27 protein-coding genes are annotated in these 24,843 nt (G+C 53.7%); 15 read left to right on the forward strand and 12 right to left on the reverse strand.

The annotated features are described in order from the left end of the window. Positions 1–186 precede the first annotated feature (186 nt). From ACKC9G_RS10900 to ACKC9G_RS10925, 6 genes are all read left to right on the forward strand, one after another. Positions 187–816: a PepSY-associated TM helix domain-containing protein gene (locus ACKC9G_RS10900; RefSeq protein WP_411405198.1), complete on the forward strand. Its 630-nt coding sequence runs from the start codon at positions 187–189 to the stop codon at positions 814–816. Between the two features lie 78 nt (positions 817–894). Further along, positions 895–1,398, forward strand: coding sequence for a DUF2271 domain-containing protein (locus ACKC9G_RS10905; protein ID WP_411405200.1), 504 nt, complete (start codon positions 895–897; stop codon positions 1,396–1,398). A gap of 53 nt (positions 1,399–1,451) precedes the next feature. Beyond that, a complete protein-coding gene (locus ACKC9G_RS10910) occupies positions 1,452–2,393 on the forward strand; it encodes a DUF4198 domain-containing protein (protein WP_411405202.1) in 942 nt (313 codons plus the stop codon). A 323-nt stretch (positions 2,394–2,716) separates the two neighbouring features. Then, positions 2,717–4,183, forward strand: a complete 1,467-nt coding sequence (rng, locus tag ACKC9G_RS10915) for a ribonuclease G (protein WP_411405204.1) — start codon at positions 2,717–2,719, stop codon at positions 4,181–4,183. A 58-nt stretch (positions 4,184–4,241) separates the two neighbouring features. Continuing rightward, a complete protein-coding gene (locus tag ACKC9G_RS10920; protein WP_411405206.1) occupies positions 4,242–8,063 on the forward strand; it encodes a YhdP family protein in 3,822 nt (1,273 codons plus the stop codon). Positions 8,064–8,111: 48 nt separating this feature from the next. After that, complete coding sequence (locus ACKC9G_RS10925) at positions 8,112–8,963, forward strand: carbon-nitrogen hydrolase family protein (protein WP_411405208.1); 852 nt, start codon at positions 8,112–8,114, stop codon at positions 8,961–8,963. A gap of 70 nt (positions 8,964–9,033) precedes the next feature. On the opposite strand, the gene yjgA is transcribed toward ACKC9G_RS10925, so the two are convergent. From yjgA to ACKC9G_RS10985, 12 genes are all read right to left on the reverse strand, one after another. Next, positions 9,034–9,561: a ribosome biogenesis factor YjgA gene (gene yjgA / locus ACKC9G_RS10930; RefSeq protein ID WP_411405210.1), complete on the reverse strand. Its 528-nt coding sequence runs from the start codon at positions 9,559–9,561 to the stop codon at positions 9,034–9,036. 34 nt (positions 9,562–9,595) lie between these two features. Then, complete coding sequence (gene mgtE / locus ACKC9G_RS10935) at positions 9,596–10,954, reverse strand: magnesium transporter (RefSeq protein WP_411405212.1); 1,359 nt, start codon at positions 10,952–10,954, stop codon at positions 9,596–9,598. A 60-nt stretch (positions 10,955–11,014) separates the two neighbouring features. Further along, complete coding sequence (locus ACKC9G_RS10940; protein WP_411405214.1) at positions 11,015–11,287, reverse strand: HPr family phosphocarrier protein; 273 nt, start codon at positions 11,285–11,287, stop codon at positions 11,015–11,017. A 13-nt stretch (positions 11,288–11,300) separates the two neighbouring features. After that, positions 11,301–12,155 (reverse strand): RNase adapter RapZ, encoded by an 855-nt coding sequence (rapZ, locus tag ACKC9G_RS10945; protein WP_411405216.1) that lies wholly within the window; start codon positions 12,153–12,155, stop codon positions 11,301–11,303. Continuing rightward, entirely contained in the window at positions 12,152–12,616 is a 465-nt protein-coding gene (gene ptsN / locus ACKC9G_RS10950; RefSeq protein WP_411405218.1) for a PTS IIA-like nitrogen regulatory protein PtsN, read from the reverse strand. The genes rapZ and ptsN overlap by 4 nt, the downstream gene beginning before the upstream one ends. 7 nt (positions 12,617–12,623) lie before the next feature. Further along, positions 12,624–12,932, reverse strand: coding sequence for a ribosome hibernation-promoting factor, HPF/YfiA family (hpf, locus tag ACKC9G_RS10955; protein WP_411405220.1), 309 nt, complete (start codon positions 12,930–12,932; stop codon positions 12,624–12,626). Between the two features lie 103 nt (positions 12,933–13,035). Continuing rightward, positions 13,036–14,523, reverse strand: coding sequence for an RNA polymerase factor sigma-54 (locus tag ACKC9G_RS10960; protein ID WP_411405222.1), 1,488 nt, complete (start codon positions 14,521–14,523; stop codon positions 13,036–13,038). Between the two features lie 61 nt (positions 14,524–14,584). Continuing rightward, positions 14,585–15,313 carry an LPS export ABC transporter ATP-binding protein gene (gene lptB, locus ACKC9G_RS10965; protein ID WP_411405224.1) on the reverse strand — a complete coding sequence of 243 codons (729 nt, stop codon included), beginning with the start codon at positions 15,311–15,313 and terminating at the stop codon, positions 14,585–14,587. Beyond that, a complete protein-coding gene (lptA, locus tag ACKC9G_RS10970) occupies positions 15,310–15,822 on the reverse strand; it encodes a lipopolysaccharide transport periplasmic protein LptA (RefSeq protein WP_411405226.1) in 513 nt (170 codons plus the stop codon). The genes lptB and lptA overlap by 4 nt, the downstream gene beginning before the upstream one ends. After that, entirely contained in the window at positions 15,806–16,372 is a 567-nt protein-coding gene (gene lptC, locus ACKC9G_RS10975; protein WP_411405228.1) for an LPS export ABC transporter periplasmic protein LptC, read from the reverse strand. The genes lptA and lptC overlap by 17 nt, the downstream gene beginning before the upstream one ends. A gap of 43 nt (positions 16,373–16,415) precedes the next feature. Then, positions 16,416–16,958, reverse strand: a complete 543-nt coding sequence (locus tag ACKC9G_RS10980) for a KdsC family phosphatase (protein WP_411405230.1) — start codon at positions 16,956–16,958, stop codon at positions 16,416–16,418. 1 nt (position 16,959) lies between these two features. Then, a complete protein-coding gene (locus tag ACKC9G_RS10985; RefSeq protein ID WP_411405232.1) occupies positions 16,960–17,931 on the reverse strand; it encodes a KpsF/GutQ family sugar-phosphate isomerase in 972 nt (323 codons plus the stop codon). 244 nt (positions 17,932–18,175) lie between these two features. On the opposite strand from ACKC9G_RS10985, the gene ACKC9G_RS10990 reads away from it, so the two are divergent. The 9 genes from ACKC9G_RS10990 to hisD all read left to right on the forward strand — a co-directional run bounded on the left by ACKC9G_RS10990 (position 18,176) and on the right by hisD (position 24,837). Then, positions 18,176–18,973 carry an ABC transporter ATP-binding protein gene (locus tag ACKC9G_RS10990; protein ID WP_411405371.1) on the forward strand — a complete coding sequence of 266 codons (798 nt, stop codon included), beginning with the start codon at positions 18,176–18,178 and terminating at the stop codon, positions 18,971–18,973. A gap of 12 nt (positions 18,974–18,985) precedes the next feature. Next, entirely contained in the window at positions 18,986–19,768 is a 783-nt protein-coding gene (gene mlaE / locus ACKC9G_RS10995; protein ID WP_411405234.1) for a lipid asymmetry maintenance ABC transporter permease subunit MlaE, read from the forward strand. A gap of 1 nt (position 19,769) precedes the next feature. Then, the gene (gene mlaD, locus ACKC9G_RS11000) at positions 19,770–20,228 is read left to right on the forward strand and encodes an outer membrane lipid asymmetry maintenance protein MlaD (protein ID WP_411405236.1); all 459 of its coding nucleotides are present in this window, start codon (positions 19,770–19,772) and stop codon (positions 20,226–20,228) included. A gap of 47 nt (positions 20,229–20,275) precedes the next feature. Then, positions 20,276–20,908 (forward strand): phospholipid-binding protein MlaC, encoded by a 633-nt coding sequence (locus ACKC9G_RS11005; RefSeq protein WP_411405238.1) that lies wholly within the window; start codon positions 20,276–20,278, stop codon positions 20,906–20,908. 3 nt (positions 20,909–20,911) lie between these two features. Then, positions 20,912–21,211, forward strand: a complete 300-nt coding sequence (locus tag ACKC9G_RS11010) for a lipid asymmetry maintenance protein MlaB (protein ID WP_411405240.1) — start codon at positions 20,912–20,914, stop codon at positions 21,209–21,211. Between the two features lie 90 nt (positions 21,212–21,301). Next, positions 21,302–21,544: a BolA family protein gene (locus ACKC9G_RS11015; protein WP_411405242.1), complete on the forward strand. Its 243-nt coding sequence runs from the start codon at positions 21,302–21,304 to the stop codon at positions 21,542–21,544. 13 nt (positions 21,545–21,557) lie between these two features. Beyond that, on the forward strand, positions 21,558–22,820 hold the full coding sequence (gene murA, locus ACKC9G_RS11020; protein ID WP_411405244.1) for a UDP-N-acetylglucosamine 1-carboxyvinyltransferase: 1,263 nt from the start codon (positions 21,558–21,560) through the stop codon (positions 22,818–22,820). Between the two features lie 59 nt (positions 22,821–22,879). Then, positions 22,880–23,533, forward strand: coding sequence for an ATP phosphoribosyltransferase (gene hisG, locus ACKC9G_RS11025; RefSeq protein WP_411405246.1), 654 nt, complete (start codon positions 22,880–22,882; stop codon positions 23,531–23,533). Then, positions 23,530–24,837, forward strand: coding sequence for a histidinol dehydrogenase (gene hisD / locus ACKC9G_RS11030; protein WP_411405248.1), 1,308 nt, complete (start codon positions 23,530–23,532; stop codon positions 24,835–24,837). Before hisG ends, hisD begins: the two co-directional genes overlap by 4 nt. Positions 24,838–24,843: the final 6 nt, after the last annotated feature.

Consider the following 24,843-nt stretch of genomic DNA (forward strand, 5'->3'; position numbering starts at 1 on the left):
CTCATAAATCGGCTTTTGCGCGCAAAGCGGGGGAGGAATCTACTCGTCTGTTTTTATAAATGCAAATAATAATAAATCTCATTAAGATTATTGTTCTTTTGAATTGTCTCTCGTAACATGCGCGCCTCAGGAGTGCACAACAGCAGTAACCTCATCTCTGCGACTGTGCCATGACAAGGTGTTGCCATGACCAAATCCGCTCGCAAGCCCTTATTCACGGGGGCGGCTTTTCGACTCATTAAAGATTTTCACTGGGTCAGCTCTGCGGCTGCGCTTGGGTTACTGGTGTTATTCAGCCTTACCGGCATCACCCTTAATCATCCTTCCTGGTTTGCACCCGCCAACCCTGAACCTGTGCATCAGCAGCCGCTTCCCAAGGCGCTACAAAACCAGTGGCTAAAGGCCTATGACGCCGATGTGCTGAGTAATGAAATTCCCGGCATGCGTGCCTGGTTGAGCGAGCAGGGGATAGAGCTGTCTCGCTCCCGTATTGAAGTACTGGACGATGAAGTTTCTTTCGAGCGTCGCTTTCCTGGCGGATTTCAGCGCGTCACCTTAATGCTGAGTGCCGGTGAGCTGGATATAGAACATCAGCAGCGTGGCCTGATTGCCATCATTAACGACCTTCACAAGGGCCGAGATACGGGTGAACTCTGGCGCTGGGTAATTGATCTCTCGGCAGTGCTGATGCTGGTGTTTGCTGTGTCGGGGCTGTTGCTGCTTTTGCAGTTTGCTCATCAGCGCCCGGCAACCTGGCCCCTGGTGTTAAGCGGTATTGCTTTGCCTTTTTTACTTTGTGTGTGGGTCCTCTGGTAGGCCAAAAGGTAACGCTCATGCTTTTTTTGATCGCTGATGTCACCTCAAATATTCATGTCATAACGGGAGGGATTTCCTGTGAATCACCGCTTCATGCTCTGTGGGCTTTTGCTGAGTAGCAGTGCAGCCCTGAATGCCGCGCCTTTGGAGTTCAGTTTTACCTTGCCACCAGCCACCGTGGCGGAATACCACCAGCCGTATGTGGCGGTCTGGATTGAAGATGCGAGTCATCAGCTGGTGCAGCCGTTAGCGCTCTGGCATCTGCAGCGGGGTGATGACAAGTGGCTCGATCACTTGCGCCTCTGGTGGCGTCGGGGAGGACGTGATCGTAGCGAACCCATTGATGGTGTCAGTGGCGCCACTCGCTCGCCGGGGACATATCAGTTGAGCTGGGATGGCAAGACCGAAGCTGGCGATGTAGCCCCGGCAGGCAGCTACAGTCTCGCCATCGAAGTGGCTCGTGAAGTTGGTGACCGGGAACTCAAGCGCTTCAGTTTTGAGTGGCCGCCCACCAAGGCAGAAACACACACCGCTGAAGGTAGCGCTGAGCTGGGCGCGCTGAGTCTGAAACTCTCCCCCTGATTTATCGTGCTCTTTTTGCATCAACGCCATTACATCCGCTGTGGAGAATAACAATGAAGTTAGCGTTCTTAGGTGAAGTGCGTGCCCCGCGCTGGTTAATGTTGGGGATGATCGGAGTGTTCGGTGCGGGCAGTACTGTGATCGCTCATGCCCATAGCCGTTGGGTGCTGCCCAGTGAGTTTATTCAGAGCAGTGAGCAACCACAGTGGATAGATGTGGATGTTTCCGTATCCAATACCCTCTTTAGTTTCGATAAACCCTACTCCTGGGAAGGCTTTAAGGTGTGGCTGCCTAATGGTACGGAAGGCCCGGCCATTAAAGGTACGACCTTTAAACGTCACTCCGTTTTCAGTGTTGAGCTGACAGCACCCGGAACCTATCGTATCGAGCAGTGGCAGGACAGCTATGGCGTGATGCCTCCGCGCCCGACACAGAAACCCGCGGAAGCAATGGAAGGCCAAGCGCCTGCTGCCGATAAAGGTCAGGTAAAAACATCAGCAAAACCGGAGGCAGATAAAGCGCAGCCCAACTTTCGCCGTCTTTCTGCTTCCAGTCTTGAAGCTCTAAAGGCGCAGCTGCCGGAGGAGATGAAAGACTTTCCGGTGATTCATCGACGCTCGCGGGTACAGAGCTTTGTCACCAAAGGGACACCAACACCTGATGCTGTGAAGCCTGTGGGTGAAGGGCTGGAAATAAAGAGCTCCCAGTGGGTGACGGACTTTATGGTTGGTGATCAGGTCACCCTGACCCTGCTGCTTAACGGAAAACCTCTGCCCAAGGCGAAAGTCGAACTGACGCCCGGAGGCACAGGGTGGCGTAACAGTCGTCAGGCTCAGCAGCTGCAAACAGATGCATCCGGAAATGTCAGGGTTAACTGGCCTATTGCAGGGATTTATCTGATTGAGGCAGAGCACGCTGAGCCTTCAACAGAGCAGGGTGTTAAAGAAGAACGCTACAGTTACTCCGGCACCTTTGCCGTCCAACCCGGCGAGTGATACACCTGGTTAATACCCCATTAAAACGGCTTCTATAAGCCGTTTTTTTATATCCAAATTGAGACTCCATGATTCTTCGCTAAGCCCTTCCCGGCACCTGAAACTGCGCGGAAAAGTGCTGGGGTGTCAGGGGCGCTATTGCCTGTATTTTCATAATGTTTTGATTGCTAAGGGAAAAGATCCCGCGAGGGCGCAGACTGTTGTGTCATTCATGACAGAGAAAGGGGTATCATCCTGTTGCCAAAGACGTGCGGTCTGCGCGCGCCATGGTGCATAATGCGGAGAAAGCGAAACCGCCGAATGTCCCTGATGATGAGCGTAGTATGAGCGAAGAGATCCTGATCAACTTTACCCCGATGGAAACCCGTGTTGCCGTGGTCGAAAACGGCATGCTGCAGGAAGTCTATATCGAGCGCGCAGCCAAGCTTGGTATTGTCGGTAACATCTATAAGGGCAAGGTGGTTCGCGTCCTGCCAGGAATGCAGGCCGCCTTTGTTGATATTGGTCTTGATCGCGCTGCCTTTATTCATGCCGCAGACATTCGCACGGATAACGATGAAGAGCATCGTTCCATCAGTCAGTTGCTGCGAGAAGGGCAATCACTGGTCGTGCAGGTGACGAAAGACCCCATCGGCACCAAGGGCGCTCGTCTGACGACGCATATTTCTATCCCCTCCCGCTATCTTGTTTATATGCCCTATGCCGAGCACGTAGGGATTTCCCAGCGTATTGAAGATGAAAGCGAGCGGGAAAAGCTCAAGGCCACAGTGCAGTCACAACTGGATCAGCTCCACGAAGAAGGTGTTGAGAATGTCGGCGGCTTTATTGTGCGCACCGTCGCTGAAGGAGCGCGGGAAAAGGACATCCACAAGGATCTCAAATACTTAAGAAGGCTTTGGGGGTCGTTGCAGGAGTCCATGCAAACTGCAGCGCCTGCCACTGTTATCTATGAAGACTTACCACTCTATATGCGTATTCTTCGTGATCTGGCCACGCCAGAGGTCGAGAAAATCCGCATCGATTCCCGGGAAACCCATCAGAAGTGCGCCGAGTTTGTCGGCAAACTGATTCCTGAAATTCTGGATCGCATCGAATATTACCCCGGCGAGCGGCCGATCTTTGATCTGTATAACGTCGAAGATGAAGTGCAGAAGGCACTGACCCGCAAGGTGCAGCTCAAATCCGGCGGTTATCTGATTTTCGATCAGACCGAAGCCATGACCACGGTGGATGTGAACACCGGTGCCTATGTTGGTCACAAGACCCTCGAAGAAACGATCTTTAAGACCAATCTTGAGGCGGCAACGGCCATCGGCCGGCAGCTGCGTCTGCGTAACCTCGGCGGCATTATCATTCTCGATTTCATCGATATGGAAGATGTCGAGCATCAGCGTCAGGTATTAAGGACGCTTGAGAAAATCCTCGAGAAGGATCATGTGAAGTGCAAGGTTACCGGCGTTTCGGAGCTTGGGCTGGTGGAGATGACGCGCAAGCGCACCCGTGAAAGTCTGGAGCAGGTGCTCTGTGAGCCCTGCGCAGTGTGTCAGGGACGTGGCATGTTGAAAACACCGGAAACCGTTTGCTATGAGATCTTCCGTGATATCCTGCGCCAGCATCGTGCCTATAACACCGAGTCCTATCTGGTGCTGGCAGCGCAATCCGTCGTCGACAAACTGATGGATGAAGAATCTGACCGGGTCGCAGAGCTGGAAACCTTTATCGGCAAGACGATCCGCTTCCAGGTTGAGGCGATGTATACCACTGAACAGTTTGATGTCGTTTTGCGTTAAACGCGCCTGAAGGCGTTCACTACAGGAAAATACGGTGTCTCAGGGAGCCCCACGCAGGATGCATAAACTCAGGAAAGTCGGTAGGGCTGTCCTGAAGGTGGTCACAACCCTCTGTCTGATCTGGCTGGGGTTGCTGACGCTGCTGCTGGTAACCTGGCAAACCTTGCCCTGGTGGTCGCCTACCGTTATGCCCTGGGCGCGCGATACCTTTAATCTCCCCTTGTATTTCGATAAGGCCGATACCACCTGGCGGGGCAGTCGTGTTGCTCTGGAGCTGGATGGCCTGACGCTCGGCGATCAGTTCCGCGCTAAAAAACTGGTGCTGGAGCTGAATGTCGCCGCCAGTGTCTGGCGTTTCTATCCGGTGATGAATCGTATCCAGTTGCGCGATGCCGATATCCATCTCGATCCGCAGGCGAGCAGCTCTGACTCCACTTTCTTATGGCATTCCTGGTGGGTAACTCTGCCCGTGGATGCGTCCGGTACTCTCACCATCGATGCCCCGCAACAGCCTCGCAGCTATCAGTGGTCACTGTATAACGCGCCACTGGAAGGCCGAAGTTTTCACTATCGAGGTCAGGTGACGCTAGCGGCCAAGGAAGAGCCGCCTCTGGTGATGCGCTGGGAAGGCTCGCCGATTCGTGGCAAGGGTTGGATTCAGCTGCCAGAAGCCGAGTGGCGGGATGAAATTGCTGCCTGGCTGCCTGAGCCGCAAACCCTGACGCAATTCCAGGCAGGGGCTGAACTCTGGTTTGACTGGCGTCGCAATACCATTCGTTCAGTGAGTGGCCATCTGAGCCTGCCGGTGGTGGAGGTGAATGATCGTGATAATCACTTCAAAATCCGCGAAGTGACCTCGGATCTTCGCTGGCGTGGCAATCTGTCGGATTGGCAGGGATCATTGCAGAAACTGAGTTGGCGCGTCGACGCTGCAGGTCGGCGTTTGCCTCCGATGAATCTGGTGACTCACTGGGCTAATCAGCGGCAGACGCTTTGGCTGGATACGCTGGATCTGCGTCCTTTCTGGCGCTGGCTGCAAGTTCAGCAAGTGGATAATGAGCTTTGGAATAACCGTCTGGTTCCCCTGTCCGCACGCGGGCTAATTCGCCATCTCAGGATGGATATTCCCTGGGGGCATCCCAAGGACTGGCAGCTCAGAGCCGACCTGCAGCATGTCGCTACTGCGGATGTCTCTGGTATTCCTGCCTTGATAGATGTGACGGGGGGCTTACTTGCGAATGCCGGTGGTGGAAGTGTCAGCCTGAATGGCCAGCCCTTATCGCTGGCGTTTCCTGACCTCTATCGCAATGGTTGGGAGTTTAACAGCGCAGAAGGTGCGGTTCGTTGGCACATTGGTGAGCAGCAGGTCACTGTCAGTGGCAAGAAGCTGGGCTTGTCCCGTCTGGGCTGGCAGGCCCATGGTCAGTTCAAACTGACCTTGCCCATGCATGAAGACGATGGCCCTCCTGCGCACTTCTATCTGGCGATTGGGGCAAGACACAGTGAAGTGGCGCAGGGGCTGGACTTCGTGCCGACCTATGGTTTGCCTGAGTCCCTTTCCCAATGGCTGGAGAGTACTGGCATGACGGGAGATCTTAACCGAGCCAGCTTTCTCTATGATGGTAGCGTTGAGGCCGATGCCGGTTGGAATGAGCGTACCGTGCAGCTCTATGTTGATGCTGATCGTGCCCGCCTGAAAGTCTCGCCTGACTGGCCGGAAGTCAGTACCGATCATCTCTCGTTACTGGTAAAAGATGAAAATATTGCAGCCTCGATAGGTGCGACTCACATAGGCGGGCTTGATGCCAGTGCTGCTACTGTCGCCTGGGACAATCAGGCCAAGGATCGGCGTCTTCACATCAATGCTCAGGCCAGTGATGATCTGGAGGATTTGGTGGGCTTCTTCAAGCAAAGCCCGCTGGCCAGCAGCACCGCCGCATTGAGCGACTGGCAGATCAAAGGCAGGCTTTCAGGCCCTGCTAACATTGCGATTCCGCTGGAGTCGGATGCGGGTAAGCTTGCCGTCGATGTTAAAGCCAAAGTGAGCCAGGCTCAGATCAGCAATGCTGCACGGAATCTGACTATCAGCCATCTCAATGGCACCCTGAAATATGATCTGGTTCACGGTATGTCCAGCGAAGGTAGCCTTAAAGGCAAATGGCTGGGGAATACGGTAACGGGCACAATCGAACCCGGATCGGCCAAAAAGGCGTCTGTGCTTACGTTAAATGGTCATTCAACACTGGAGTCTCTCGCTAAATGGCGCGGCTTCTCACTTCCTGCCTGGGCACAAGGTGAGCTGGATTGGCAAGCCAGTCACGGGCTTTGTGATACCAGCGAGGAGAGTTGCCCAGCGCTCTCTCTGAGTTCGCCGCTGAAAGGTGTCAGTATCGATTTACCACCTCCGTTGGGTAAGCAGGCTGGTAGTGTCGCTCCTCTCACAGTGACTATTCAGGAGGGGGATCTTACACGCGTTGAGGCGGCGTATCGGGATCAGCTTTTTGCGAAGGCGTTACTGAAAGCCGGCAGCCTTCAGGCTTTGACGGCAACCCTGGGTAGTGTTCCACCCAAATGGCCCAAGCCGGATGCCGTCGATATCAGTATCAATATTCCTCGCCTGAGGCCGGATGTCTGGATCGCTGCTGCCAAGGATTTCCAGCAACCAGTAGGCTCCAGTGGCAAATCCACGAGTGCTGATTCTGGCTCTTCACCGAAGACTGCTTCTTCCATGAGCTGGCTGGATACGCTCAGTGTGCGTATTGCCACCCAGCATCTTGATTGGCTGGGGCGTGACTGGGGAGCGATGAGCCTTGGTTTTGATCCTCAGGGCGTGTTGTTAAATGGTGATAACTTGCAAGGTCGGGTGAAGTTGAGCCCGAACCATCAGCATGTGAGTCTGGCTCTTGAGCGCTTGTGGATACCTAAAGCGCAGAGTGCTGATACAGAATCCCAGCTAGCCACCGCGCAAACCGCTGAGCAGGATGCTCTCAAGGATGTGGATACTTCCTCGTGGCCGCAAATTTCCGGTCAGATAGCAGATGTACGCTTTGAGAACTGGCCATTAGGTGCTTGGAAGTTTCGTGGCTCGCCAGTGGAGTCCGGCGCTGATTTTATTCTTGATGAGGCGCGGCTGGATAAAAATGTGATCTCTGGCTCACTGCGCTGGCGGAAGGCTCCTGAGTCCTCATCGCATCTCAGCCTGGCAGGGCAGGGCAAGGATATCGGCGAAATCATCAAGGCGGCGGGCTATCAGAAAAGCATCAGCAGTGACGACTGGAAGGCGACGCTTGATGTGGGCTGGCCGGGTTCTCCTGCGGCATTTTCACTGGCGCAATTGGACGGCAATGCCAATGTTTCCATGAAAGACGGCGAGATACTCAAAGCCTCCACCGAAAGTAATGCGCTCAAGATCTTTAATATCTTTAACTTTACCCAGATTGGTAAGCGCCTGACGCTGGACTTCAGTGATCTCTTTAGCTCGGGCGTCAGTTACGACACCTGGGAAAGCCCGGTGGATATCAAAAAGGGTGTACTGTCCTCGGCCAAGCCTACCCGTATCAAAGGCGGTGGTGCTGATATTACTGCGCAGGGAACGCTGAATCTGGCAACGGAAGAGATTGATCAACATATTGAAGTGACGCTGCCACTGACTAGCACATTACCTATTGCTGCACTGCTGGCAGGTGTACCGCAGGTGGGGGGGGCATTATTCCTCATTGATAAACTGACCGGCGATAAGCTGAGCAAGATTGCCTCTATCCGTTATCACGTCACCGGCAAGCTCGGCGAAGAGAAAATCGAAGCTGAGGGGCGCAAGGACTCCGGTGCTGTAAAGCAGCCCGATAAGTCGGATCCCAACTATGATCGTGGTAGCAAGTAAGCTTCTGAAACTCAGCGTGGTCATCAAAGGCTACCGAAGGAGTGAGAGATGAAATCGACGATTGCCGTACTGCAAATGGTCGCCACCCCTGATATTGATGCCAATTTAGCGCAAGCGAGTCAGGTGCTTGCTCAGGCGGCACAACAAAAGGTTGGGTTTGCCGTATTACCTGAGAACTTTGCCTCCTTTACCAGTGGCCGAATGCAGGAAGTGGGTCGTGAAGAGGCGGACCGCAGTGGGCGCATTCGTACCTTTGTAGCCGAGCAAGCCAGGAAGCATGGTCTTTGGCTGGTGGCAGGTTCGGTGCCCTGTGCCACCCGAGCGGATGGTGGATCTATTGAGGGCCGCGTACGTTCTGCCAGCTGGTTAATTGATGATCAGGGTAATGAAGTGGCGCGTTACGACAAGATCCACCTCTTTGATGTGGATGTGGCAGATGGTCAGGGGAGTTATCGTGAATCCAGCGAAGTCGAACCCGGTGATGCGCTGACCCTCGCCGAGACCCCGTGGGGAAAATTGGGGATGGCAGTGTGTTATGACCTGCGTTTTCCCGAGCTGTTTCGAGCCTATCGTCAGGCGGGAGCTGAGCTGATTAGCCTGCCTTCAGCGTTCACCAAAAAAACCGGTGATGCCCATTGGGAAGTCCTGATTCGCGCTCGTGCCATAGAGACTCAATGCTACATGCTGGCGGCGAATATGGGCGGTATACATACCCCTAAACGTGTGACGAACGGCGATAGTATGATTGTTTCGCCCTGGGGGGAGGTGTTGAACCGGCTATCTCAGGGCCCGGGATGTATTGCCGCCGAGTGCCCACGTGAACCAATGGAAGCTGTGCGTCAGGCCATGCCAGTGATGAATCATATTCGTCTGGATGGAATGAAGTCACCCGATATCTGAAGTGCTGACATCGTTTCTGCAGAACAAAAGAAGGGACCTGACAGGTCCCTTTTTCACTGAAGCACTGCGTTTATAGAGAGCGCTCAACAATCTCACGAATATAGGTGAAAAGCTTGCGCGAGCTGGTGGGCGCCTTGCCACGAGCGGCTTCCTGTTTGGCGTTGCGTACAAGCTGACGCAAGTGCTGAGCGTCCATATCCGGGTAATGGTTAATGATCTCGGTGATGGTTTCATTGCCTTCGTTCAGCAGGCGATCACGCCAGCGCTCCAGCATGTGAAAATGCTGGACATAGGCATGGCTACTGGCGTCGAAGCGATCAACAACAGCCTGAATGCCTTCGCTGTCTTCTGTGCGCATCAACTTGCCGATGTACTGCATGTGGCGGCGCAGTGCTTCGCCTTGCTTCAGACGTTTGTGTTCAACGATGGCTTTTTCGAGCGTTTCACTCATCGGCACCTGAGCCAGCTGTTCCTTGGTCAGCTGGGTGAGCTTTTTACCCAGCGCCTGAAGCTCCTCCATCTGACGCTTGAGCTCGGATTTGCTCGGGCCTTCATCGGCGTCAAAATCATCGTTGTCGTTGTACCAGGAACGGCTCATGCCAGTGTCTCACTCGTTACGCCTGCTGGCGCTTTTAAAAATAGAAAAGTGTGGCCAGTCCCAGAAAGGACATAAAACCAATGACGTCGGTAATGGTGGTCAGAATGACACTACCAGCCAGTGCCGGGTCGATGCCCCAGGCTTTAAGCAATGGGGGCAATAGAGTACCAGAAAGTGCGGCGGCAATCAGGTTGATCACAATGGCGCAGGCGATAACGATGCCAATGACCTTGTCGTCAAACCAGAAAACAGCGGCCAGACCAATGACCACGGCCCACAGCAGGCCATTCATAACCCCGACCAACAGCTCCCGGTTAAGCAGCCATTTAAGGTTACTCTTCTCCAGCTGCCCAAGCGCCTGACCACGGATAACGAGGGTTAGCGCCTGGCTTCCCGCAATACCGCCCATGCTGGCGACAATCGGCATCAAGACCGCCAGAGCCACGACCTTCTGGATGGTGGCTTCAAACATGCCGATCACGGAGGAGGCGATGAATGCCGTAATCAGGTTGATCCCCAGCCAGACTGCACGACGTTTGGCCGTTTTCATAACGGGAGCAAAGGTATCAGCATCCTCATCCAGACCCGCCATGCTCATCAATGAGTGATCAGAGGTTTCTCGAATAACGTCCACCACGTCATCGATAGTGATTCGGCCAAGCAAAATGCCCTCATCATCGATGACGGGTGCGGATACCAGGTCATGGCGTTCGAAAAGCTTGGCGACTTCAGTATCTTCGGTATCGGCACGGATGGAGACGCTGTCAGTAATCATGACCTCACGCACACTGATATCAGGATCACTCATCAGCACTTTGGTGAGTGGTAACACGCCAATAAAGTCATCTTTGCGACTGACCACAAAGAGGCTGTCGGTCATGGCGGGAATTTCAGAATGGCGACGCAGATAGCGTAAGACCGCTTCGATGGAGATATCCGGGCGAACAGTGATGGTGTCTGTATTCATCAGACCACCGGCTGTGTCCTCGGGATAGGAGAGCACCTTTTCCAGTCGCTCCCGGTCCTGCTGGTCCATGGAGCGAAGGACTTCCGAGATCACCGTGCTCGGCAAATGCTGCATCATGTCCGCCAGGTCATCGATGTCGAGGTTTTCGACGGCGGCCACAACTTCTTCCGGGTCCATCTCGCGCAGGAAGCTTTCCTGCAGCTCGTAACTCAGGTACTGAAGAACCTCACCCTCATTTTCAGGGTCAACCAGATTCCAGAGTAATGAACGTACCTTGGGAGGGGAGGATTCAATCAGGTGCGCAACATCGGCACCTTTCAGTCCGCCGTTCATCATTCGGCGAACCTGTTTCAGCTCACCGCTACTCAGGGCGCTGTTTAAAAACTCCAGCTGAGTTTGCGTCAGTTCCTGGGGTTGTGAAGCCATAGCGGTATTCCGGAGTAAAAGCGGGTGGAAGGCGAAGAGGTAGGGTGTTCGATGACGAGGTTATTCGCCCTCGTCGAAGCGATCCTCAATGAGTGTCTTGATAGCTTCCCAGGCAGCGTCCTCATCCTCGCCATCAAGAATAAACTCAAGTTCTGTCCCCACGGAGGCAGCCAACAGCATAACGGACATGATGCTCTTGGCATCCACTTTATTGCCACCTACGCGGCTCATGCGAATGTCCGCTGTGAAACGGGTCGTTACCCCGATCAGTTTGGCGGTGGCTCGGGCATGGAGCCCCAGCTTGTTGATTAACGTGATCCTTTCTTCACGCATGGGCGTTCCTGCACTAATCGAGCTCGCGATGACGGGTTTGAATGTGGTGATGGCTGTTGGCAAAGTGAGCTGCCAGCTGTTCAACCATATACACGGAGCGGTGCTGACCACCGGTACAGCCTATGGCAACCGTCATATAAGCACGATTGTTGCGCTCATAATAGGGCAGCCAGGTTTCCAGTAGATGACGGAGGTCATCCAGCATTTTATTCACGTCTGGCTCTGCCGCCAGATACTCCATAACGGGCTGCTCCTTGCCGGTAAAACCCCGAAGGCTTGGAATCCAGTGAGGGTTCGGCAGGCAACGCACGTCAAAGACAAGGTCTGCATCCAGGGGCAGGCCGTGTTTGAAGCCAAAAGACAGAAACAGGATAGCCAGTTCCTGGCTGCGTCCTGCTACCCGCGTTCGAATGGTGTCGCGCAGGTCGTAAAGTGTCATGTGCGTTGTGTCTATGGTCAGGTCAGCACAATTAGCAATAGAGCGCAGTAGTCGGCGCTCTTCCTGAATAGCTTCCTGCAGGCTGACACGGCCATCCGTGAGCGGGTGTCTGCGGCGTGTCGCACTGAAGCGCTGAAGCAAAATGCTTTCTTCGGCATCCAGATAGATCACTTCACAGTGCACGCCCATTTCCCGGATTTCCTCTACCAGCACGGGGAGGTCGCCAAGGTTATTGGGCAGGTTACGGGCATCAATACTCACCGCCATATTCTGGCGTTGTGTATCGGGGGCCTTTTCCGCCTGCTGTACCAGTGCCTTTAACAGATCCACCGGCAGGTTATCGATACAGTAATAACCCAAGTCTTCCAGCGCATTGAGGGCTGTACTTTTACCGGAGCCTGAACGGCCGCTGATAATAAATAACTTCATGCCTTGTCCGGAACGATGGACAGAGCCGCCTTGTAGAGTCCTGCAGAATCGCTGGCCACGCGCAGCTGTTGTACGTTTGCCGGGTTTTGCAGCATGCCCGCAACCATGGCCAGGGCCTGGAGGTGTGACTCATGGGCTTCTTCAGGTGCCAACAGTACAAAGATGATATCCACAGGCTGGCCATCTCTGGCATCAAAGTCCACCGGGGATTCCAGATGGATCAGCGCAGCGGTCACTTCTTCACATTGAGACAGGCGGCAGTGAGGGATGGCAATACCACCACCTAGGCCAGTACTGCCAAGTCGCTCACGTCCAATAAGTCCATTGAAGATATCGTCGGTGTCGATATCCGTGAGATGTTCTGCGAGCAGGCCGGCAGCCTGCTCGAGAACGCGCTTTTTGCTTGACCAGGGTGCACCGGTCAGGGTGCAGCTCTGGCTTAGGATTTGGTCAAGTTGCATAAAGACGTTAGCGTACCATTGCACCCTGGCTACGAGCCTGGTGCTTCTCTTTGTGTTTGAGGAGCTGACGATCGAGCTTGTCCATCAGACCGTCGACGGCGGCATACATGTCGATATTTTCATTACTGGCGTGGAGGTCGGCGCCTGCCACATGAACTGTGGCTTCTGCAATCTGACGCTGCTTCTCGACGTTCAGGGTCACCTGAACACTGGTGATCGAGTCGGCGTGACGCTCAAGTTTCTGCATTTTATTTTTTACAAAGTCAGTCAGGGCAGGAGTTAATTCCAGCTGATGGCCTGTGATGTTTATTTGCATATGACTCTCCTGATTTGCCAGTGATTGTTCGCTGGTTAGATTTCACTATAGCCAATCCAAGACTGGGCTCGTCAAATCTATTTAGCGCCAAATCGTTTCCTTTTCAGACCAGCCGCTTACGTTCATTCGATGGAGCAATTGCCATCGCTTCACGATACTTGGCGACGGTTCTTCGCGCGACATTAATTCCCTGATCGCCCAGCAGGGTTGCCAATTTGGCATCGCTCAGAGGCTTGCGCGGTGGCTCATCGGCAATCAACTTCTTGATCATTGCCCGAATCGCCGTGGAAGAGGCTTCTCCGCCATCGGCAGTGCCAACATGGCTGGAGAAAAAGTACTTCAATTCAAAGACACCACGAGGGGTGTGCATAAATTTTTGCGTCGTGACACGGCTGATGGTGGATTCATGCATTTCGACGGCCTGGGCGATATCTGCCAGAACCATTGGGCGCATGGCTTCCTCGCCTTCCTCAAAAAAGTCGAGCTGGAACTCCACAATCTTGGTAGCGACTTTCAGCAGGGTGTCATTACGGCTTTGCAAACTTTTGATAAACCAGCGTGCTTCCTGTAGCTGATTTTTCAGATAGGTGTTATCCGCGCTGTTGTCCGCACGCTTGATCATGCTGGCATAGCTGTTATTCACCTTCAGGCGCGGCATCGCTTCCTGATTCAGCTCGATAGTCCACTGACCCTCTTTTTTCGCCACCACCACATCAGGTACAACGTATTCTGATTCGCCTGCATTAATGCTGGCGCCGGGGCGGGGGTTAAGGCTCTGGATCAGGTGTATGACGGCTGTCAGCTGTTCTTCAGAGAGGCGGGTGCGACGCATCAGCGTTGCATAGTCGCGGGTGCCGAGCAGGTTCAGGTGCTGGGCAATGATGTCCATGGCTTCCTGACGCCAGGGCGTGGTGGTCGCCAGTTGCTTGAGCTGGATGGTCAGGCACTCGGCAAGATCGCGTGCTGCGACGCCCGCCGGATCCAGCTGCTGCAGGTGATGAAGCACCATCACCATCTCATCCATTTCCACCGGATCTTCTTCATCCAGATCATCAAGACTTTCAAGCAACTCTTCCAGAGGAGAGGTCAGGTAGCCTTCTGCGTTAATGCTGTCGACCAGGGTGAAGGCAATGGTGCGATCACGATCGCTGAGTGGCATCAGGTTGAGCTGCCACTCCAGATGGTCCTGCAGGGATTCGCCAGCAGTGGCTCGTGACTCAAAGTCATAGCCATCGTCACCATCCCCGCTGGAGGATGAGGCAGGCAGTGTGGAATAGGTATCTTCCCAAGAGCTGTCTACGGACAGTTCATCGGGAATGTCATCAGACCACTGGCTGTCAGTGTCGACTGCGCCGTCCTGCTCATTCTGTGAGGTGTCCCGGGTTTCCTGATTGTGCGCGGTTTCATAGCGTTCTTCAGGTACGGGAGTATCAAACTCTTCTTCAACATCCAACAGGGGATTACCATCCAGTGCTTCCTGAATTTCCTGCTGAAGATCCAATGTGGAAAGCTGCAGTAAGCGGATGGCTTGCTGCAGTTGCGGGGTCATGGTCAGCTGCTGACCGATTTTTAACTGTAAAGAGGGCTTCATATTTGGCTACGAAGATACTTCCGACTCAGTAATTATGGATGGCTTAGGCCATTCGAATGGGTCAATAGCGAAAATTTTCACCAAGGTACACCTGACGAACCTGCTCATGTTGCAGAATCGTCTCGGCATCGCCCTCAGCGAGAATGTGCCCGTCACTTACAATGTAGGCGTGATCACAAATCGCGAGTGTCTCACGCACGTTGTGGTCGGTGATCAGTACACCGATGCCACGCTCTTTCAAATGGCGAATGATCTGCTGAATATCCGTGACCGAGATCGGGTCAACACCGGCAAAAGGCTCGTCCAGCAAAATAAAATCCGGATCCATGGCCAGCGCGCGGGCAATCTCCACACGACGGCGTTCGCCCCCGGATAAACTCATGCCCAGACTATCCTTAATGTGGGAGATGTGAAACTCCTGCATTAAGGACTCCGCCGTTTTCTTGCGGGCATCCTGATCAAGATCTTTTCGGGTTTCAAGGATCGCCATCAGGTTTTTCTCAACGCTTAACTTGCGAAAAACGGAGGCTTCCTGAGGCAGATAGCCGATGCCCGCACGGGCGCGGCCATGAACTGGCAGTGGGGTTAAGTCCTGATCATCACGGCGGACTTCGCCCTTATCCGCGGCGACCAGACCGACAATCATATAAAAGCAGGTGGTTTTGCCCGCGCCGTTGGGACCAAGTAAGCCAACGATCTGGCCTTGGCTCACGGAGAGGGAGACGTCCTTGACTACCTGACGGCCCTTATAGGCTTTAGCCAGGTGGCGTGCTTGCAGGGTGCTACTCATTCAGTTGTCTTTTGTTTCGGGTGCAAAATCATTTCAACGCGGCCGCTACCGGCATTTGAGCTTTTGCCACCACTGGCATTCACGGTGCGTTGGGTAATGTCATAGATGATCTTGTCACCTGTGAAGGTATCTTTTGCCTGAGTCAGTTTGGCATTTTCCTGGGCAGTGATTGTTTCTTTGCTCAGGTCATAATCCAGTGTCTGGCCATAGGCATGAGTCAGGGGCTCGTTAGGAGAGGGCAGCTGCTGATAATGCGCAGGCTTGCCAAAGGCTTTCGCACGAGTCAGTTCACCGTTGACGAGGTACAGCACGACTTTATCGGCTTCAATCTCGAGTGTGCCTTGAGTGAGTTTCACTTTACCGGTGTATGTCACTGTCCCTTTCGCATCATCCAGCGCAGCATTATCAGACAAGATCCGGACCGGCTTATTACGATCTTCCGGCAGTGCCTGAGCAACGACGGGCAGCAATAGTGCAAGAGATAAAGATACTTTAGCGAGCAGGTTCATAGAGCGTTTCTACCTGGGACAATAAATCTACATGTTTGCTTTGAAGATCAGCTTGCATGCCTACAGCCGTTGTCTTTCCTGTCCCTCGGGTGATGACGACTTCCTGATCGGTGTGCGCACGTTCGGTATGAGGGTCCAAATACAGCCAGGGCGTCTCCAGTGTGATATCCGCCTGACCTTCTGAAGACTGCCGGATATTCACATTATGCTCAAGCTCTATATGGTCATCGTTATCGAACTGCTGTGCAGTATCAGATGTAGCAAACCACTGTCCATTGGCTTGTACAGAATTCACTTTGGGCGAAACAATGACGCTGACACCCTTGCTCTTGAAATGATCCAGTCGCGGAGCGCTCATGGTGGAAGCCAGCTGGCCATTGGTATTGAAGCGCTCGGTATGAGTATCAATGGCATAGCTGTCAGCAGTTTCACCATCCAGCTTTTGTAAGGTCAGCACCGGCTGATCGGGGTCGCGAAGATCATAGCGGATCAGGGCAACGCCAATCAGTACAAAGGCCAGAAACAGTATAGTCTTGTTTTTCCAGGACATGTTTCAGTGCGTCCTCACCTTACCAGTACTCAAGTTTCGATGGTCAGTCTGCAGCGAGATAGGGTGCCAGGCAGCTATCCAACTGATCCTGTGCGGCCAGAATAAGCTCGCAAAGCTCACGTACCGCGCCTTCTCCACCTGCTCGAGAGCAGCAGAAGTGTGCGTGCTCAAGCAGTGCGGGTGCAGCATTCGGAACTGTCACGCCAAGCCCAACCCGGGTAATCAGTGGCAGATCAGGCCAGTCATCGCCGATGTAGGCGATTTCTTCCATCTCGATGTGGTGTTCCTGACGCAGTTCTTCAAGCGCATTCAGCTTGTCTTCGCGGCCCTGAAACAGGAAGTGGATACCAAGATCTCGCGCGCGTTTAGCGACCAGTGTGGTACGTCGACCGGTAATAATGGCGGTTTTGAGGCCTGCTTTGTGCAGCATTTTAATGCCGTGGCCATCCAGAGAGTTGAAGGCTTTGAGTTCGTAACCTTCCTCAGAAAAAAACAGGCGACCATCGGTGAGAACACCGTCAACGTCCATGATCAGCATTTTGATAGCACGGGCGCGGTTGTGCAGTTCTTGCGGATTCAGTGCCATGTCAGACAACTCCTGCCTTGATCAGATCATGCATATGTAGGATGCCAACGGGACGTTCTTCATCAACCACAACCAGTGCAGTGATGGATACCTCTTCCATGATGTTGAGCGCTTCGGCGGCGAGAATGTCGCCTTCGATGGTTTTGCAACGTCGGGTCATCACTCGGTCAATGGTCAGGCTGTGCAGATCCAGTTGCTGATCCAGCGCACGGCGCAAGTCACCATCGGTGAAAATCCCGAGCAGCTTGCCATCGTCATCCGTCACCGTAGTAAGACCGAGCCCCTTGCGGGTGATCTCCATCAAAGCATCGCGAAGCAGTGTTGAGGGCGAAACGCGAGGCAGTTCGGCATCCTTGTGCATGAGATCGCGAGCACGCAATAACAGACGGCGACCCAAACTGCCGCCCGGGTGCGAAAAGGCGAAGTCTTCTGCCGTAAAACCACGCGCTTCCAACAGCGCAATGGCCAGAGCATCGCCCATCGCCAGTGTCATGGTGGTGCTGGTGGTCGGCGCCAGGCCCAAGGGGCATGCTTCAGGCATTTCAGGTAAGGAAATATGCACTTCCGAAGCTTTTGCCAGAGACGAGTTGGCATTGCCGGTCATGCTGATCAAAGGCGCACGCAAACGCTTGATCAACGGGATAAGTGACAGGACTTCAGAGGTTTCTCCGGAGTTGGACAGCGCGATCACAATATCCTGCGATGTGATCATTCCCATGTCGCCATGACTGGCTTCTGCCGGATGAACAAAGAAAGAGGGGGTGCCTGTGCTGGCAAAGGTGGCGGCCATTTTCTTGCCGACATGACCTGACTTGCCGATACCGAGCACAATCACGCGGCCACGGCACTGAAGCAGACGTTTGCACGCCTGGCTGAAACTATCAGTAAGGTAATCGCCCAGCGCCAGAATGGCATTGCCTTCTGTTTCAAGGGTGCGGCGGGCGCTGGAGAGAAAATCAAGCTGCTCGGTCATTGTTGCTGCTCGTCTGGGCAATATCGGGCCGCATCATAGCATCATTTTGGGGCGAGGGCGTGAAACAAGACTGTGACGAGGTCTTTCAATATCATCCTGCCGCCTGGCATTCGCAACATGGGAAAGTGCTCGCCTAATTAGAGTGCATCACACTGTATCTCAGGGGTTTTGATGGATGCCTGAGCAGGGGCATCGTGCTATTATCGCCGACTTTGTTAGCAGCTCATCGCCCAGCGAGGGATTCATGGATAAAGAGAAAGAAATTGTTCGCATTCGCGATCTGAGCTTCTTTCGTGGTGAGCGGGCCATTTATCGTGATGTCGATCTGGATATTCCCCGTGGAAAAATCACCGCCATTATGGGGCCGTCCGGAACGGGGAAAACGACGTTGCTGCGTCTTATCGGCGGTCAGCTTCGGCCCGATAAAGGCAGCATCGAGATTAATGGCCAGAATATCGCACAACTGCGTCGCAAGGCTCTGTTTGCGGTGCGTGCCAAAATGGGAATGCTGTTTCAGTCAGGGGCGCTGTTTTCTGATCTGAGTGTCTTTGAAAACGTGGCCTTCCCTTTGCGTGTTCATACCGACCTGCCTGAAAGCATGATCAGTGATCTGGTGTTGTTAAAATTGCAGGCGGTGGGCCTGCGTGGTGCTGCCAGTCTGATGCCTTCCGAACTATCCGGCGGCATGGCGCGTCGTGTGGCGCTGGCCAGAGCGATTGCCCTTGACCCGGAAATCGTCATGTACGATGAGCCGTTTGCCGGGCAGGACCCGATCGCAATGGGCGTTGTCGTAAAACTTATTAAAAGCCTCAACGAGGCACTCGGACATACCGCGATAGTGGTTTCTCATGACATTCAGGAAACCTTCAGCATTGCGGACTATGTCTATGTGATTGCCGACAGCCAAGTGCTGGCAAAAGGTACTCCACAACAATTGATGGAAACGCAGGAACCTCAGGTTAAACAGTTCATTCAGGGCTTGCCTGACGGTCCGGTTCCCTTCCATTATCCTGCGCCGTCACTGGCTGAGCAGTTCTTGTAAGGAAGCCTCGCTATGCTGGATCGTATTGCCGCATTAGGGCGGCACGTGCTTGGGGTCTTTGCTGTGCTGGGACGTGCTGGCATGATGCTGGCCCAGGCGCTGTTTGCTACGCCTGATTGGCGCACACAGTTCCCTTTACTGATTCGACAGCTCTATTTCGTGGGCGTGCTGTCGCTGATCATCATTGTCGTCTCTGGCCTGTTTATCGGTATGGTGCTGGGGCTTCAAGGCTACACCATTCTGGTCGACTACGGCTCTGAGCAGGCTGTTGGCCAAATGGTGGCGTTAACACTTACCCGCGAGCTGGCGCCGGTGGTTACGGCCTTGTTGTTTGCAGGACGTGCAGGTTCAGCGCTGACAGCGGAAATTGGTCTGATGAAAGCGACCGAGCAGCTGGCAAGCATGGAAATGATCGGTGTTGATCCGCTTCGTCGTATCGTCACTCCGCGTTTTTGGGCAGGCTTTATTTCGCTGCCGGTACTGACCGCTATTTTCAGTGTGGTGGGTATCTGGGGCGGTAGTCTGGTGAGTGTTGACTGGCTGGGAGTCGACAGTGGCTCGTTCTGGTCCAATATGCAGAACTCTGTCAGCTTCTCTCAGGATATTGTTAACGGCATGATCAAGTCCGTGGTTTTTGGCATGGTTGTGACCTGGATTGCTGTATTTCAGGGCATTGATCTGGTGCCCACTTCTGAAGGTATCAGCAAGGCGACCACCCGAACGGTTGTCTACGCATCCCTGGCCGTGCTGGGGCTGGATTTTGTGCTAACCGCACTGATGTTTGGAGATTTCTAGGATGAAAGTACGTGCTCTGGAAATGACGGTCGGCGCGATGATGCTGGCCGGTATTGCTGCACTTCTTGTGCTGGCACTGAAAGTCAGTGGCCTGACCTTTTCTGCCAGCGAGCCCACTTATACTGTGTATGCGCGTTTCGATAATATCGGCGGCCTGACGGTGCGTTCCAAGGTCACGATCGCAGGAGTGCTGATTGGTCGTGTTTCCGATATCCAGCTGGATCCGAAAACCATGCGTGCCAAGGTCTCAATGGAGATCAATAAAAGTGTGAACTATCTGAGTACGGACAGTTCCGCAATGATTCTGACTTCAGGCTTGTTAGGCGAGAAGTACATCGGCATACAAGTAGGAGCCGATGAGGATATGTTGAAAGATGGTAGCACCATTGAGTACACGCAGTCCGCACTGGTGTTGGAAGATCTGATCGGCAAATTCCTGTCGAGTCAGAGCAAGTCCTGATAAGGACAAACTGATTTACTGTTCCCTGTGTAAAGGTTCAAAAGCTGATGATTAAGCAAATCGCACGACTCTTTTGGGTCAGCCTGATGATGTCAGTTCTGGCGCTTTCTACGGCCGCCCGCGCTGATGACTGGAGCGAAGCGAAAGAGGTGGTTTCCACCACAACTGACAGCATGCTGGCACTAATGAAAGATGCCTCTATGCGTAACCCGGATAATCTCGACAAGCTCTATGCCGAAGTTGAAACCACCGTAACGCCTGTTGTGGATTTTGAAAGCCTGTCCCGCGGTGTAATGGCTTTCTACTACCGTCAGGCCAGCGATGCTCAGCGCGCGGCCTTTCAGGAGCAGTTCAAAAAGACGGTTATCCGTACTTTTGCCAAGGCTCTGCAGGTCATCGAACTGGATAAATACACCGTTCAGCCAAGCCAGGATGGTGCAGGTTCTGATGGCAAGACCAGCGTGACCGTTGATCTGACCACTAGTAAAGGCACCACCTATCGCATGCAGTACAGCCTGCACAAGAAAGATGGCCAGTGGCTGATCTACAACGTGGTATTGGACGGCGTTAACGTCGGTCTGAACTTCCGCAACCAGTTTGCTGAAGCCATGAACCGTGAAGGTAACCTCGACAAAGTTATCCAGAACTGGAGTGTTTCCAGTGATGCGGTGAAGAAATAAGCGATGCAGGTTGAACGCACCAACACAGGTATCAAACTGGCAGGTGAGCTGTCCTTCGTGGAAGCGGCAGAAGTTGTCGAGCAAGCCTGTGGTCTGGTGAAACAGATGCAAGGAGAGATCGAAGTTGATCTCTCCGAACTCCACACCCGCTCTATGGTAGTGTTGGGGGTTCTGTTACAACTGGCTCGAACGGCCAAAGCTCAGGGGGTTGATCTGACATGGAGTGGGGTAACCCCTTCCTTGAAAGCGATCTTCGACCTGACGGATGTGAGCAGTTTATTGCTGACTTCCCGGCAGCACTGATACCAGAATCATTTAACAACCGCCTGCAGCCTGTCTGCGGGCGTTCTTGTTTTCCCTATGTGGGAATTCTGAGACGTATTTGAGGTAAACATGCAGGTAGATGAAGTTAAAGCCCGAATTCAGGCGGGTATCAGCGGCGCTGAAGTTTTCCCCGAGGGTGAAGGCTGCAGCTTTTCTGTTGTTGTGGTGAGTGAGGCCTTTGACGGTGTTACCCCCGTTAAAAAACAGCAGATGGTCTATGCCACCCTGTCTGACAAAATTGCTGATGGCAGCATTCACGCCCTTTCAATCAAAGCTTACACCCCTGCCCAGTGGCAGAATCTGAACGCCTGAGTCGGAGCAACGAATGGACAAGTTAATGATCTCCGGTGGTGTGCCGCTGTCTGGCGACATCGTGATCTCTGGCGCAAAGAACGCCGCTCTGCCTATCCTGGCAGCCACATTGCTGGCTGAAGGTGCTGTACGAATTTCCAATCTGCCCCATCTGCATGATGTCGCGACCATGGTAGGTCTGATTCGTCGCATGGGTGTAGGTATTACCATGACTGACCGTATGGTGATCGAAGTTGATGCCACCACTGTCGATAACGTGGTGGCTCCTTATGAGCTGGTAAAAACCATGCGTGCTTCGATTCTGGTGCTGGGTCCATTGCTGGCGCGTTTTGGCGAAGCAGAAGTTTCTCTGCCCGGTGGTTGTGCCATTGGTAGCCGTCCGGTGGATCTGCACTTGCGTGGCCTTGAAGCCATGGGAGCTCAGATCGTGCTGGAAGACGGTTACATTCGCGCCAAAGTGGATGGCCGTCTGCAGGGTGCGCACATCTTCTTTGATGTTGTCACAGTGACTGGTACGGAAAACCTGCTGATGGCAGCTGCGCTGGCTGAAGGCGAGACCATTCTTGAGAATGCGGCGCGTGAACCTGAAGTGGTGGATCTGGCTGAATGTCTGATCGCTATGGGCGCCAAAATCACCGGCCACGGTACTGATACCATTCGTGTCGAGGGTGTAGAGCGTCTGCATGGTTGTGATTACTCAGTACTGCCTGATCGTATCGAAACGGGCACCTATCTGGTGGCTGCCGCCGCTACGGGCGGTAAAGTGCTGCTGAAAAACACCCGTGCCGATATTCTTGAATCCGTGCTTCATAAGCTGACCGAATCCGGTGCCAAAGTAGAGTTTGGTGATGACTGGATCAGCCTGGATATGGAAGGTCGCCGCCCCAAGGCGGTGAGCCTGACCACCGCGCCTTATCCTGCATTTCCCACCGATATGCAGGCACAGTTTGCGGCGCTGAATACCATTGCTGAAGGCACCGGTATCATCAAGGAAACCATCTTCGAAAACCGCTTTATGCACATGGATGAACTGGCGCGCATGGGTGCCAAGGTCACCATTGATGGCAACACGGCAATTATCGAAGGTCGTGAATCCATTAAGGCTGCACCTGTGATGGCAACAGACTTGCGAGCTTCCGCCAGCCTGGTGATTGCTGCGCTGGTCGCCAAGGGCGATACCGTGATTGATCGTATCTATCACATCGACCGTGGCTACGAGTGTATCGAAGAAAAATTGCAACGACTGGGCGGTAAAATCCGTCGTCTGGCGGGCTGATTCAGCCTGTCTGTGAATGACTGAAGTTTGAAAAAATGGGTAGTGATGTGGACGTGACGATGAAACAGACCCTGACGCTGGCACTGTCAAAAGGCCGTATTCTCAAGGATACGCTGCCACTTCTGGCGGCCGCTGATATTCATCCACTGGAGGATATCAGTTCCAGTCGCAAGCTGATCTTCGATACCAATCATGACCATATTAAGCTGATTGTCATTCGCGCCACTGACGTGCCCACCTACGTGGAATATGGCGCAGCGGACATGGGGATTGCGGGTAAGGATGTGTTGATGGAGCACGGAGCTCAGGAAATGTATGAACCCGTGGACCTTGAAATTGCCCGCTGTCGCCTGATGACCGCCGGTATCGTAGGTGCGCCTGCAGTAAAAGGTCGTCGTCTGAAAGTGGCCACCAAGTTTGTGAACATCACCAAAGCCTATTACGCCGAGCAGGGTATTCAGGCTGATGTCATCAAGCTCTACGGTGCCATGGAGCTGGCTCCCTTGATGGGGCTGGCCGACAAGATTGTGGATATTGTCGATACTGGCAATACCCTTCGCGCTAACGGTTTGCAGCCGGAAGACATGATTGCTGATATCAGCAGTCGTCTGGTGGTGGGCAAGGCTTCTATGAAAATGAAGTACCGCATGATTGAGCCCATTCTGGAAAAACTGAATGCGGCTGTGGCTGCACGTCGGGGAGAAGCTGCATGAATGCTCCGGTGATTCGTCGTTTGAATGCTGCTGATGCCTCTTTTGCTCAGGAGCTGGATGCGCTTTTGGCGTGGGAATCTGTGTCTGATCCCGGTGTGCAGAGCCGTGTCGAAGAAATCCTGAGTGCGGTTAAAGCGCGTGGAGATGACGCCGTTCTGGAGTTCACGGCACGTTTTGATCGCCTGGAGCCTTCTTCCATGGCAGGGCTCGAACTGAGCCAGAGCGATATGCAGTCGGCGCTGGATAGCCTGCCCAAAGTACAGCGCGATGCACTGGAAACCGCCGCCGCTCGTGTTCGTCGATATCATGAGCGTCAGGTGCAGCCTTCCTGGTCCTATGAGGAAGACGATGGCACCTTGCTGGGACAACAGGTCACCGCGATGGATCGTGTTGGTCTTTATGTGCCTGGCGGTAAGGCAGCTTACCCTTCATCGGTATTGATGAATGCTATTCCTGCCAAAGTTGCCGGTGTGGGGGAGATCATCATGGTGGTTCCTACACCGGGTGGTGAGCGTAACCAGCTGGTGCTGGCTGCGGCTGCATTGGCGGGTGTTGATCGTGTGTTTACCATTGGTGGTGCACAGGCTGTGGCGGCGCTGGCTTACGGCACGGCTTCTGTGCCCAAGGTCGATAAGATCGTAGGGCCAGGCAACATTTATGTTGCCACAGCTAAACGTGCCGTATACGGCACCGTTGGCATCGACATGATTGCAGGGCCTTCAGAAATTCTGGTGATCTGTGATGGTCAAACCGATCCTGACTGGATTGCAATGGATCTCTTTTCCCAGGCGGAACATGACGAGCAGGCTCAGCCAATCCTGATCAGTCAGGATGCGGCCTTCCTTGAGCAGGTGCAGCAGAGTATCGCCAAGCTGTTACCGACCATGGAGCGAAAGGACATCATCCAGACCTCTCTGCAGGATAGGGCGGCCTTCATTCTGGTCGACTCCCTTGAGCAGGCCTGTGAAGTGTCTAACCGCATTGCACCAGAGCATCTGGAGCTGTCGGTGGAAGACCCGCAAGCGCTGCTGTCTCAGATTCGTCATGCCGGGGCGATCTTTATGGGTCGTTACACCGCGGAAGCTCTGGGCGATTACTGTGCGGGGCCTAATCATGTACTGCCGACCTCCGGTACTGCGCGTTTTTCATCGCCGCTGGGTGTCTACGATTTCCAAAAGCGCAGCTCTCTGATCATGTTCTCGGAAGACGGTGCCAGTGAAGTCGGTAAAGTTGCCTCGGTATTGGCGCGTGGAGAGTACCTGACCGCTCATGCCCGTTCGGCTGAATATCGCATCAAGGACTAAACTCAG

Origin of the sequence: Pokkaliibacter sp. CJK22405 (genome assembly GCF_046614695.1) — a bacterium.
In the GTDB taxonomy this organism is placed as follows: Bacteria; Pseudomonadota; Gammaproteobacteria; order Pseudomonadales; family Balneatricaceae; genus Pokkaliibacter.